Raw genomic sequence first — 12,838 nt, forward strand, 5'->3', positions numbered from 1 at the left:
TATATGGTGACGAGGTTAGTCAGCCATGCTAGACTATTGCCATTTATTCCATTTTGTGTATTCCCTTTTATCATAGTTATTAGGATGTATTTCTCATGACCGCTATTCAGTTTGTTTTGATTGCCGTTGCTGCATTTGTTGTGCTTGCAGGCCTGTTTATGGTCATTCGTAGCTTTAAGCGTCGGAATGGTACGGAGGTTGCGGTAGTCAATTATGATAAAAATGGTATACCTATCATACCGCGTCACGAGCGTAATATTGTCGATCAACCAGATTTTGATGATACAGTTCCAGGTGAGACCACCATTGCGCCCAATCGTGACTATCTCGATGCGGTTATCGAAGATGAGCCGTTGACCGAGACCCATACCACTGTCGATGCACAATTGACTCAAGGTCGCGGTGAGATTGGCGTGGATACTGATGACAACAATGATGAAGACTATACGCGCTGGCAAGCTGAGCAGCAACGTGCAGATAATGCTGAGTTTTCAGAAGCAGCTCGCCACATGCAAGCTGGTAATGAGCAAGAGCTTGATGCGTTTTCTAGCCTTATGTCAGCGACGGATAGCTTGATGCCAGTGATTGATACGGCTGAAGAGCCAAGCTTTGATGACAACAGCCCGATACTAGATCAGCATCTGTTAGAGCCTGTCGATGAAGCGCAAAATGGCCCACTTATCAATGCCAAAGACAATATCAACATTACTATCTTGCCGCGTCAGTACCGTGATCGCCCTGTAGAAATCATTCGTGGCCGCGATTTATTGGCTTTGATTGATAAATATGGCCTACGCTTTGGGGCCATGAATATGTTCCACCGCTATGAGCAAAAAGACGGCACCGGCATGCTGTGGTTTAGTATGATGGGTATCACCGATAGTGGTATCGCGCCGTTTGATCCGCATAGTGTGGCGACTAACACTTATAATGGGGTGGTAGTATTTTTATCACTGCCGCATCCACAAGCGCTGCGTAGCTTTGATAGTATGATGAGCATTGCTTATATGATGGCGGATGATTTAAATGCGCTGATACTTGATGAAAACAATGAATCGATCACTCCTGAATATAAACAACAATTGCGTAATCAAGTTCGCGACTATGAAATCTAATAAATATTGAAAATCAAACCGTACCAGTAGTATCTCAACAGGCAAATAAGGTAACGCAGATAGTATATTGATGTTACGTTATTTGCCTTTTTCAATCGTCCTCATTTTCTGTAAAACTCTATCCGAGTAACCTGCAAAATTGTTATCATATCGGCATCTTGAATTGTAAAGACGCCGACTATGACTGACCCTATCGCACCGACCACCTCTCAAACCCAAACCAATCAAAAAGTAGCTTCACAACCTTCGATTAATTCTGATGCTCATCACGACATCATCACTCAAATGCGCACGCTTATTGATGCCATCAAGACGCACAATTATGCCTATTACGTGCTTGATAACCCTGTTTTAGACGATAGTGAATACGATCAGTTACGTCGCTCTTTGCTTGAGCTTGAAGAAGAATATCCAGATTTGGTGCAGCCGGACAGTCCTATCAATCAAGTCGGTGATACGCCGCTGTCGGCATTTACTCAAGTGACCCATGACATTCCAATGCTGTCGCTTGGCAACGTATTTGATTATGACGAGCTGCATGCTTTCATGCGCAGGATCAACGACCGTCTGAGCGATGCACAGCAAAATCCTGAATACGAGATGGAGCTTAAGCTTGATGGGCTTGCAGTCTCACTAAAATATGAGCACGGTAAGTTTGTGCAAGCAGTCACGCGCGGTGATGGGCAAACGGGTGAAGACATCACTCAAAATACTAAAACGATTCGTAACTTGCCACTTTGGCTCGCTGATGCCGCTGATATCCCACTATTAGAAGTACGTGGTGAGGTGCTGATGCCTAAGGCAGGCTTTGAGCGTCTTAATCGCCTTGCCGAAGAGAAGGGCGACAAAACTTTTGCCAATCCGCGCAATGCCGCGGCTGGTAGCTTGAGGCAACTTGATCCAAGCATAGCCGCCAGTCGTCCGCTAGCTTTTTATTGCTACTCGGTAAATCAAGGTCTACCTGAAACTATTGAGACGCAATCGGCCGCGTTAGCTTGGCTTGGTGACATTGGCTTTAGTGTCAGTGCCGTACGAGTGGTAAAAAACCCACGCGAAACTCAAGAGTACTATGAGTCTGTGATTGAAAAGCGTGCCAAGCTACCGTTTGAAATCGATGGTGTGGTAATTAAAGTCAATAGCTTAGCCTTACAACAGCAGCTTGGATTTTTGTCACGTGAGCCGCGCTGGGCAACTGCCTATAAATTCCCCGCCGAAACCGTCATGACCCGTCTGCATACTATCGAATGGCAGGTCGGGCGTACGGGACAGATTACCCCAGTTGGTAAATTAGAACCCATCAAGGTTGGCGGCGTCACCGTTAGTAATGTGACTTTGCATAATTTTGGTGAAATTCAGCGCTTAGATGTGCGTGCAGGCGATATGGTCAGCGTACACCGGGCAGGCGACGTCATTCCAAAAGTCACGCGCGTCTGGCATGATCAGCGTCCAGAAGACTCTGAGCCAGTTAAGCTACCCTCTACTTGTCCTGTCTGCGACTCACCTGTCATCCTGCCAGAAGATGAAGCGTTGGCGCGTTGTACTGGCGGACTGTTTTGTCCCGCGCAGCAGACCGAGGCATTGATTCATTTTGTCTCGCGTCGGGCGATGGATATTGATGGTTTAGGCGAGCGTTGGCTTATTAGCTTTTTTGAGCATGGACTTATCAAAACCGTCGCTGATATCTATCAATTGCATAACCATCAAGAAGAGTTGATTACCCTTGAAAAGTTGGGTGAAAAATCCGTACAAAACATCATCAGCGCTATCGAGGCCAGTAAAAAGACCACCTTAGCCAGATTTATTTATGCGCTGGGTATTCGCGGTGTGGGTGAAGGTACAGCACAAAACCTCGCCCAACAATTTGGTGATCTTGATAGCCTGATGACAGCCGATATGGACGCGCTTATTGAAACTCCTGACGTTGGCGCGATTACCGCTGAGCTTGCCCATGAGTTCTTCCGTGCCCCGCACAATATCGAAGTCATCACTGCACTACGTGAGGCTGGCGTCCATTGGGATAAAGTTGAGCAAGTCGCATCAGAAGGGCTACCACTCGATGGGCAAACGTGGGTCATCACCGGCGCGCTCGATAGCATGGCGCGTGATGAAGCTAAAGCAAAACTACAAGCACTCGGAGCAAAGGTTGTTGGTAGCGTTTCTGCTAAAACCACGGCGCTACTGGCAGGGGAGAAGGCCGGCTCGAAATTAACTAAGGCGGAAAAATTAGAGGTTAAGGTGGTGGATGAGGATGAGTTTTTAAAGATGGTTGGGGATGAGAACCGTTAAAAAATTGCACTGCTAACTGCGAGCATGGCTCTTGTCTTGCGTCGGGCAAAACAGTGTTTTGCTTATTCCTCCTCAGGTTCGCAAGTGCAAATCCCTTAGAGGGGATTTGCTGGTTAGGTCATACTTTAATAACATGCTCGTCCCTCGCACACCAATTATAAATTAGAAACGTAGGGTGATTTAGGCTTTAGCTAACTCACCCTATAAAACTCTAAAAGCCAACCAATCTCTCACCACTAACCCCAATGTTATTACCCTCTAAAAATCAATAACATACGCTTACCCGCAAGCCTTGCGCTCTTTTTTATAATGGATTGTACAATTGTAAAAAGGAGTAAATCATGCCCGCAGACAACGATAATAATAACGACGCTGAAAAAACCAACACCAACTCTATCAGCCAAGACAAGCTTGATTTTCTCATCAATAAATTGCCCGGTGAGCATGTCAACGGTGACGGCAAACGCGCCATCATCTTCCGGATGGTAATGGAAGATCATCTATGTCCGTTCGGATTAAAGTCGCTGGACGCGCTCAAGCATGCTGGCTACGACATTGTCGATCGCCATATCACCACACAAGACCAAAACAGTTTAGTCAAAGATACATTGGGAGTTGAAACCACACCGCAAACCTTTATTGAGGGCAAGCGTATTGGCGGCAATGAGGAACTACAAGTATTCTTAGGCAATAGCGAAGCCAAAAGCAATGATGACACTACCTATGCGCCCATTATCGCCATATTTTCTGTTACCGCTTTAATGAGCTTGGCTTTATGTTGGGCACTATCAATTAGTGTATTGTCCATGCAAGCTTTGATGTGGTTTGTTGCCTTATCTATGTGTGTGCTGGCCATCAAAAAACTTGAAGATTTAGAAAGCTTTACGACTGGGTTTTTGGGTTACGATTTATTGGCCAGAAGAGTCGTGCGTTATGCTTATGTCTATCCGTTTTTAGAAGCCATTGCTGGTATTGCCATGCTTGCTGATCAGCCTTGGCTCAATCCGATAGCGGGTATTATAGCGTTAACGATTGGTTTGATCGGCGGCGCCTCAGTGATCAAAGCGGTTTATATTGATAAGCGAGAGCTAAAATGTGCCTGCGTAGGCGGAGATAGTAATGTGCCATTAGGGGCTATCTCATTAACTGAAAACGTGATGATGGTAGGTATGGGTAGCTATATGCTTATTCGTGCTTTGCTTTAGTAAGTAGTTTTTAGGAGGGTGCGCTTTGCGTACCCTCCAATATTAGAAAATCCTTAAACTTTTATATCAGCCTGCAGATAAATAAGTACTTTGCTCGACATAAAAATGAAAAACTTGCTTCAGTAAAACTTATGGCGGATAGAGCTTACTAGTGACCATTCTAAACCTCTTATTGTGGCATCTCTCCATGCACCTCAACATCACCTTTCTCACCATCCGGCTGAATCACGATGGGTAACACCAGCCCTTTAGCAAAGTCATCGGATAGCACATAATCATAGCTACTGGCAGCGACATCGGGCGTAGTATGAATGATAAGCTTCATATCTTTACCATCAGTCAGCTCATGAGAAGTATAACTATCGCTGACTTGATCAAGCACCTTTGACAGTGCTTCGTTACTTGCCATGCTCACGGTTAGGTTATGCTGAGCGGTCGCAGCGTCCACTTTAAAGTAGTCCGCATAATCAAGGACGTTTTGACTATCGATTGCAAACGGATACTTATAATTGGCGCGATCAGCAGGCTTTTCACCGCTATCTATTAATGACCAGTCTATCGTATCGACTTCTGATGCTGATGAGTTTGCCGTGGCTGTTTGCGTGGTTTGGTCGGTAGTATCAACAGAGTCGGTGGCGTTATCGCAGCCTGTTAGCGCCCATATACTTGTAGTAGCGATTATCATCATACTTATTAGGCGCTTCGTCATCGACGTATCCTCTTTATTAATCATAAATTTTTATATAAGCGCTATTTTGACAGCTTTCTTTTGGCTTCTCTAGCGGAATAAAGCAAAATATCTTTTCTTATCTTAAAAATATGGAACACAGCATAGTGCCATCTATCAAACCATCTAGACCTAGACGCATAAAAAAACAGCCATCTTTCGATGACTGCTCTCGGTTCGCTGTTTCTTATTTTGTTTTTATATCGTTTAAATGCGCAAGGTTAACGATTCAACCTTAACCATTATCTACCGATCTGGCAGTTTACTTGATATTCTTTACCATCAGCCCATTTCATGGCTAGGATACCTTTATCGCCTTTCATATGCCATGCATAGACAACTTCTGGGTTTGACTCATTGACATAACTTGCCGTATCGCCCTCTACGCCGCCATTTAAAATAATTGGCTGCTCTGACCAGTTCACTTTAGGTAGGGTGGCAGTCAACATCACTTGTTTTTTATTGATAGATTGTTTTGCAAGGATTTGACTATCATCAGTACAAGTATAAGGTGCCGGTGCCATACGATCATAGGCTGCATCAGTTACGCTTTCTGAAGTAGGCGTTGTCGTACTTGGCGTGGTAGGAGTGTTTGGTGCGGTAGGCGTAGGCGCGGTAGTAGCACAAGCGCTAAGTAAAGCAAGGGCAGGTAGAGCAGTCGCAATCTTAGTTAAGGTGTTCATAATTTTCTCCAAAGAATCAAATCATATCGTTTATTTGTATTTAACAATGCATTAAGCATATAGCGCACATATTAGCGAAAGTAGAGCTTGTAGATTGTTAGAAATTGTTTGCTAGCTGTTATTCACGTTACGTAATCGCTGGTTAATGTAATTTTACTCTCAGAGTATTTTAATTGGCCAATTCTGTACAACAGACGTATGTACTGCATGAACTACTTTGATCAAAAAAACACTTATCGACTGGGAAGCCAATAAGTGCTGCTAATGGTATTAATCCGATGAGCCAATAATATTCCGCTCATCGTTTTATACATTCAATACTATTTGGTTTTACGCGGTGGCAACCCGGTATGCTGGGTTTGGAAGTTACCACGGCTGACTTTTTTGCGCGCGCTATTAGGCTGGTTTTTGCGGTTTTGGCTCGCTGATTTGCCACTGCGTTTGACGGAGTCATTACCCATACGGCTATTCTTTTTACGTGCCGATTGATAGCTGTCCTGACTGGCATCACGGCCCTCTAAATGCGCATTAAATGGCGGTATTAGACAACCACGGTTTTTGCCAATTAGGTCGCTACGTCCCATGTCTTGCAAAGCGCGGCGCAGTAAGGCCCAGTTTTTCGGGTCATGATAGCGCAAAAACGCCTTGTGCAGTTTGCGCTGCTTGCCGGATTTGACGATATCAATATCACCGCCCTCGCGGTTGACCTTGTGTAGCGGGTCTTTATGGGTATGATACATGGTCGTTGCCGTCGCCATGGGGCTAGGGTAAAAGGCTTGCACTTGGTCGGCGCGGTAGTCGTGAGATTTTAGCCACAGCGCCAGATTCATCATGTCCTCATCTTTGGTACCCGGATGCGCGGCGATAAAGTAGGGTATAAGATACTGCTCTTTGCCAGCCTCTTGGCTGTACTGCTCAAACATGGCTTTGAATTTATCGTAGCTGCCCATGCCAGGCTTCATCATTTTAGATAAGACATTTTCTTCAGAATGCTCTGGGGCAATCTTTAGATAGCCACCGACATGATGGCTGACCAATTCTTTGACATATTCGGGGTCTTTGACCGCCAAATCATAACGCAGACCGGAGGCGATAAGGATTTTTTTCACACCTTTGATATCACGCGCCTTACGGTATAGCTGGGTTAAATTGCTGTGATCGGTGATGAGGTTTTCACAGACATCGGGATAGACGCAGGACGGCTTACGGCAGTTTTTCTCAATAGTCTCGTCCTTACAGTTGAGACGGTACATATTGGCCGTCGGCCCGCCCAAGTCGGAGATGACGCCAGTGAACGCAGGCGCAGTATCGCGGATGGCCTCGACTTCACGCAGGATAGAGTCCTCAGAGCGGTTTTGGATGATGCGCCCTTCATGCTCCGTGATCGAGCAAAACGTACAACCACCAAAGCAGCCGCGCATGATATTGACGGAGAATTTAATCATATCAAAAGCCGGAATACGCGCATCGCCATAGCTTGGGTGCGGCAGGCGCGCATAGGGCAAGTCAAAGACGTAGTCCATCTCTTCGGTAGACAGTGGAATCGGCGGCGGATTGAGCCAGACATCGATGGAGGTAAACGAGTTGCCCGCGCCGCTACTGTGGCGCTGCACCAAGGCGCGCGCGTTACCAGGATTAGTCTCTAAATGCAGAATTCGACTGGCATGCGCGTAAAGTACAGGGTCTGATTTGACATGGTCATAATCAGGTAGGCGAATGACGGTCTTATCACGTGGCGGCATTTTAAATTTGTGCTTACGCGCAGTGAGTCTTTTATTATCAAAGCCGCGCATCTGTACCACTTGCGTGTCATCATCGACTTGATCGGCGTTCAGTACTTTATTGGTGACGGGTTCTGCGACAAAGCCCTTGTACTGGGCTGACATGCCAGTCATGGCTTGCCCAACTGGCGAGTCGCTAGGCTTTTCTTGTTCAATCTTGCAGCTATCAACGTCTTCGGTCATCACATACGGATTGATGATAGGGTCAACGCGGCCGACCGTATCGACATCGTTGCTCGCGACTTCCGTCATATGCGCTTGCCAATGGCGGCGGCTTGGGGTTAATAAATAAGCCGTACCGCGTAAGCTGCTCATTTGCTCAAACGTATAGCCTTTGGATAGCCCATGCACCACATCGACGATGGCACGTTCAGCGTTACCATATAATAAGACATCGGCACGGCTGTCTAATAAAATACTGCGGCGTACTTTATCTGACCAGTAGTCATAGTGGGCGATACGGCGCAGGCTGCCCTCGATACCGCCTAAGATAATCGGCACATCTGGATAAGCTTCACGGCAGCGCTGGCTATAGACGATGGCGGCGCGATCAGGGCGCTTGTCCGCGACATTGCCAGGCGAGTAGGCGTCATCGCTACGAATCTTGCGATCGGCGGTATAGCGATTGATCATGCTGTCCATGTTACCTGCAGTCACGCCATAGGCGTAGACCGGTTTGCCAAGCTCCATAAAGGCGTCTTTGCTCTTCCAATCTGGCTGCGCGATGATGCCGACGCGAAAGCCTTGCGATTCTAATAATCGCCCGATAATTGCCATACCAAAGCTTGGATGATCGACATAGGCATCACCTGAGATGATAATCACATCGCACGCATCCCAGCCCAGCGTGTCCATCTCAGCACGCGTCATCGGCAAATAAGGCGCAGGCTCATAGCAGCTTGCCCAATGCTTATCGTAGTCATATAGTGGCTTGACGCCTTGTTTGAAGGCGGTGCGAGCGATGGTATCGGCAGACATGAGGTGACCCTATTAATAGCGTGTTGGCAATCGCGACAGATGGACAATGTATTGCCGCAGTCGCTGATGCATAAAAAGGCGCTCATCTTACCATGAATTGCACTCATGGTGTGAATGCTGATTTATAGTAAGTCTTCGATAAGTGATTGATAGCATAAGGTAAAATGATGGATTAAATGGGGTATAGTGAACCATAAAGGCCTATTTTATTGATAGTGCGGTTTACTTAATGGAATCGAAAATGCTCTCGATGATTTTACTTGTGTACTTTATGCCAGTTGTCGTGCTTATTTATCTAATAACGACGGTTTATTATTATCAAAAAGGTCGTTTTTGCCGCAAATCCTTTACTTATAAATATTTAATGATAGCGATGCTGGTGCCCATAGCGGGCATGGCGCTGATCACTTTTGAATATTGGATAAATATGACGCATGGCGGCATTCATGTCGGTACATGGTTGTCTGTCTTATTTGTTTACGCCTTTATAGCGATTATTTTTGCCATCCCTTTTCTGCTTTATCTGATAACGCCAAACAAGCAGCCTTAGCATATGGATCAATCTAAATAAATCTTCGTGCCACTTTTGGTAAAGTTCATCACAAACTGACTTTTAAAGTTGCGCACGTTGTTCTCATACGTCAGTAGATTGCGCGTAAATTGATGATAATCGCTCATGTTTTTGGCACTCACCATCAGCATAAAGTCGGCATCGCCCGACATCTCATAGCAGCTCATCACTTGCGCCTGCGCGTTCATTAAGCGCTCAAATCGGTGCTGCATCGAGTTATTTGAGCGCGCCATCTCAACCATCACAATCGCCGTCAAACTATAGCCGACCTTATTAGGATCTACGATGGCGACTTGCTTGGTGATCACGCCTGTGTCTGTCAGTGTTTGAATGCGGCGCTGGGCGGTAGCGATGGACACATGGACGTGTTCGGCGATCGTCTTTAGCGGCAGCGTGGCATCGTCTTGAAGGAGGTTTAAAATGGCTTTGTCGGTGGCGTCTAAAGACTGGCTCATAGGATCATACTCTGTTAAATCGTAATGGTTATTAGCGCATGCTTAAATCATAAATATAAAAAATGTAGTTATTATCACTATTATAGAGGATATGATAATAAGTATAGAAAATATCGAAAATTATGATAAATAAAGTTATAAACGAGGTTTTATAGAGATTTTTTATTGGAGGACGTCTGTATGATAGTCGTTAACCATTTCAGAGTGGTTAACCGATAAACCCTATAACCGATCTTCTTCTACTCACTCGCTAAATCAAGGTGCTTTTATGTCAACGTCTACTTTATCCGGTGCGCTTCACGCGACCTTGTCACGGCTGCCGATGCCTGCGGTATGGGCGTCGGGTAGCGCACAGGAGCGAACGCTGATGATGGGCGCAGCATTAGCTATTTTATCCAATGTTTTATTTGGGGTGCTATATGCTTACAGTAGCTTTTTGGCACCATTATCAGGTACGCAGGTATTTATCTGGCGCATGCTGGCGATGTGGGCGGCACTGGTTGGTTTTTTAACTTTTAGCAGTCAGCTGACAGGGCACATTGATAAATTAAAATCGCTTGGCAGCCTCAAGCAATGGGCGTGGCTATTATTGCCAACGCCAATATTTTTAAGTCAGTTTTGGCTATTTATGTGGGCACCGGTCAATGGCCAAGGCGTACAAACCGCGATGGGATATTTTTTATTTCCGCTGATGATGGTGGTGTTTGGCTGTGTCTTATTTGGTGAAAAATTAAGCCGCTTGCAGTGGCTAGCGGTGGGCTTTGCCGCGTTAGGCGTTGGCAGTGAAATCATTCGCACCCAAAGCATCTCATGGGCAACCCTTTGGGTGTGCGGCACGTATCCGTTATATTATATTTTGCGCCGCTTGCAGGGGGTTGGTGCGGTTACTGGTCTTTTGGTAGATTTGACGATATTTGCGCCATTTGCTTTGGGGTATTTATTTTTTATGGCGCCGGATAGCTTAAGTTTGGTTGGCGGCTCGGGCTTTTTTATTATGATGCTGATTGGCTTGGGTGTTTTAAGCGTGCTGGCGATGAAAACCAATGTTGATGCCAGTCAAATGCTGCCCGTCAATGTCTATGGCATGATGAGTTATTTGGAGCCGGCATTGCTCTTTATCCTTGCCATCACCATTTTGGGCAATCCGTTTGAGTCAGGCATGCTCTTTAGCTATGGTTTGATTTGGACAGGGATTGCATTTTTAATTGCGCACGGGGTCAAGCAGTTGCGAGCGACCAAACGCAAGCAAGTCGCGGCGTCAGCGTAGCGGGTTTACATAGCTCTAAGCACATTAACGTAAAAACGGCTATCATAACGATAGCCGTTTTTTATTGCATGGTGACAAATTTTTTAATCTAAATGCTGCTTAAAGCCGCGCTGCTTATCACGCTCCCAGTCACGATCTTTAAGAGTTTTGCGTTTGTCATGTTGTTTTTTACCCACCGCCAGTGCAATTTGACACTTGACCATAGAGCGCTTCCAGTAGCATGATAATGGCACGCAAGCATAACCTTTTTGGTTAACCGCGCCCATCAACTTTTCGATTTCGCGACGATTAAGCAGCAGCTTACGGGTACGAATGCTATCAGGGCTCACGTGCGTTGAGCTACTGAGCAGCGGCTGAATATGCGCGCCAAAAAGAAAAGCCTCATTATTACGAAAGATAATATAAGCTTCGGTAATGGTCATTTTACCGGCACGAATAGCCTTAACTTCCCAACCTTGTAGCGACAATCCTGCCTCAAACGTCTCCTCAATGAAATATTCATGCCGCGCTTTTTTATTTGAGCAAATTTGATTGTCCGGTTTTCTTGATTTTTTTGACATAATCTCTCCATAAGGACTACAACATACCGTGTCCTTGTCTAACTGTTCCTCACCCTAACCCTAATACGGATTATATTTTTGTCATGCTAAGATGGATGAGTCGAACCAACTATTGTAGCAAAGCTACTACTAAAAATGTTAGGGCAAATGTAGTCGTGCGTTATCGATATTCAGTAGATTTGGATTAAAAGTTATACTAAGTACTGACCATAGATAAGTATTATGTTTAACCAAAATTTGTTAGCATAAGCGCTATTATTAACCAATAAATTAGCCTTGCCATGAATCCAGCAACTTCTTCTAACGATTTAGATTCTAACCTTCCAAATTCTAATGCGTCAAAGCTTTCAAACGCTACCAAATCTCTAGAATCTTCAAAATCTTCAAAGCTACATACCAAAATTTTATATCCAGGTACTTTTGATCCCATCACAAATGGACATGTCGATTTGGTCACCCGTGCGACTAAGTTGTTTGATGAAGTGGTGATCGCTGTTGCCTCAGGTCATCATAAAAAGCCGTTGTTTAGTTTTGAGGAGCGCGTTGCTCTGGTAGAGACGGTATTTGCTGATTTACCGCAAGTATCAGTCGTGGGCTTTGAAGGGTTGCTGGTCGATTTTATGCGTGAAAAAAATGCCACCGCGGTATTACGTGGTTTGCGCGCCATGTCAGATTTTGAGTATGAGTTTCAGCTCGCCAATATGAACCGTGAGCTTGATGAGCGCTTTGAAGCGGTATTTTTGACCCCATCTCAGCATTATTCATTTATCTCATCGACGATGATTCGTGAGATTGCCAAGCTTGATGGTGATGTGAGTAAGTTTGTGCCCAAGTGCGTCTCACAAGCTTTTATTAACAAACTTGGCTCATAACCCTACTTATTTAATAGGAGCAGTTTATGGCGTTATTAATCACTGACGAATGTATCAACTGTGACGTATGCGAGCCAGCTTGTCCAAATGAAGCGATCTCAGAAGGGGACGATATTTATGTTATCGACCCCGATCTATGTACGGAATGTGTCGGTCATTTTGATGAGCCGCAATGTGTGGTCATCTGTCCTGTGGACTGTATACCCAAGGATCCAAATCACGTTGAGACTGAAGGCGATTTACTGGCTAAATATAAACGTATCACCGGTCAGTGATGCGTTGTAGATTATGCTATTGATAAATGCTCAGCTCAAAATAAAATCGATACGTTAATAGTT

At 45.3% G+C, this 12,838-nt stretch carries 12 protein-coding genes; 7 read left to right on the forward strand and 5 right to left on the reverse strand.

The window, feature by feature from the left end:
* The first annotated feature begins 95 nt into the window (after positions 1–95).
* From ACS8FC_RS00975 to ACS8FC_RS00985, 3 genes are all read left to right on the forward strand, one after another.
* Positions 96–1,115, forward strand: a complete 1,020-nt coding sequence (locus ACS8FC_RS00975) for a cell division protein ZipA (protein ID WP_439295602.1) — start codon at positions 96–98, stop codon at positions 1,113–1,115.
* 180 nt (positions 1,116–1,295) lie between these two features.
* Positions 1,296–3,401: an NAD-dependent DNA ligase LigA gene (ligA, locus tag ACS8FC_RS00980; protein ID WP_439262777.1), complete on the forward strand. Its 2,106-nt coding sequence runs from the start codon at positions 1,296–1,298 to the stop codon at positions 3,399–3,401.
* 341 nt (positions 3,402–3,742) lie between these two features.
* Complete coding sequence (locus ACS8FC_RS00985; protein ID WP_439262775.1) at positions 3,743–4,606, forward strand: MauE/DoxX family redox-associated membrane protein; 864 nt, start codon at positions 3,743–3,745, stop codon at positions 4,604–4,606.
* A 169-nt stretch (positions 4,607–4,775) separates the two neighbouring features.
* Here the strand turns inward: ACS8FC_RS00985 and ACS8FC_RS00990 are convergent, their stop codons facing one another.
* From ACS8FC_RS00990 to ACS8FC_RS01000, 3 genes are all read right to left on the reverse strand, one after another.
* Positions 4,776–5,315 (reverse strand): hypothetical protein, encoded by a 540-nt coding sequence (locus ACS8FC_RS00990; RefSeq protein WP_439262773.1) that lies wholly within the window; start codon positions 5,313–5,315, stop codon positions 4,776–4,778.
* 260 nt (positions 5,316–5,575) lie between these two features.
* The gene (locus tag ACS8FC_RS00995) at positions 5,576–6,016 is read right to left on the reverse strand and encodes a hypothetical protein (protein ID WP_439262771.1); all 441 of its coding nucleotides are present in this window, start codon (positions 6,014–6,016) and stop codon (positions 5,576–5,578) included.
* A gap of 320 nt (positions 6,017–6,336) precedes the next feature.
* Positions 6,337–8,775 (reverse strand): YgiQ family radical SAM protein, encoded by a 2,439-nt coding sequence (locus ACS8FC_RS01000; RefSeq protein WP_439262769.1) that lies wholly within the window; start codon positions 8,773–8,775, stop codon positions 6,337–6,339.
* Positions 8,776–9,016: 241 nt separating this feature from the next.
* Here ACS8FC_RS01000 and ACS8FC_RS01005 point away from each other — a divergent pair, with 241 nt between their 5' ends.
* Complete coding sequence (locus tag ACS8FC_RS01005) at positions 9,017–9,325, forward strand: hypothetical protein (RefSeq protein WP_439295603.1); 309 nt, start codon at positions 9,017–9,019, stop codon at positions 9,323–9,325.
* Positions 9,326–9,333: 8 nt separating this feature from the next.
* Here the strand turns inward: ACS8FC_RS01005 and ACS8FC_RS01010 are convergent, their stop codons facing one another.
* The gene (locus ACS8FC_RS01010) at positions 9,334–9,801 is read right to left on the reverse strand and encodes an Lrp/AsnC family transcriptional regulator (RefSeq protein WP_439295604.1); all 468 of its coding nucleotides are present in this window, start codon (positions 9,799–9,801) and stop codon (positions 9,334–9,336) included.
* Between the two features lie 268 nt (positions 9,802–10,069).
* Between ACS8FC_RS01010 and rarD the strand changes: the two genes are divergently transcribed.
* A complete protein-coding gene (gene rarD, locus ACS8FC_RS01015; protein WP_439295605.1) occupies positions 10,070–11,068 on the forward strand; it encodes an EamA family transporter RarD in 999 nt (332 codons plus the stop codon).
* Positions 11,069–11,151: 83 nt separating this feature from the next.
* On the opposite strand, the gene smpB is transcribed toward rarD, so the two are convergent.
* Positions 11,152–11,628 (reverse strand): SsrA-binding protein SmpB, encoded by a 477-nt coding sequence (gene smpB / locus ACS8FC_RS01020; RefSeq protein WP_299218160.1) that lies wholly within the window; start codon positions 11,626–11,628, stop codon positions 11,152–11,154.
* A 281-nt stretch (positions 11,629–11,909) separates the two neighbouring features.
* On the opposite strand from smpB, the gene coaD reads away from it, so the two are divergent.
* Positions 11,910–12,500 (forward strand): pantetheine-phosphate adenylyltransferase, encoded by a 591-nt coding sequence (gene coaD / locus ACS8FC_RS01025; RefSeq protein WP_439295606.1) that lies wholly within the window; start codon positions 11,910–11,912, stop codon positions 12,498–12,500.
* 26 nt (positions 12,501–12,526) lie between these two features.
* Positions 12,527–12,775, forward strand: coding sequence for a YfhL family 4Fe-4S dicluster ferredoxin (locus ACS8FC_RS01030; RefSeq protein ID WP_439262758.1), 249 nt, complete (start codon positions 12,527–12,529; stop codon positions 12,773–12,775).
* Positions 12,776–12,838 lie beyond the last annotated feature (63 nt).

This window comes from Psychrobacter sp. 1Y4 (genome assembly GCF_051847555.1).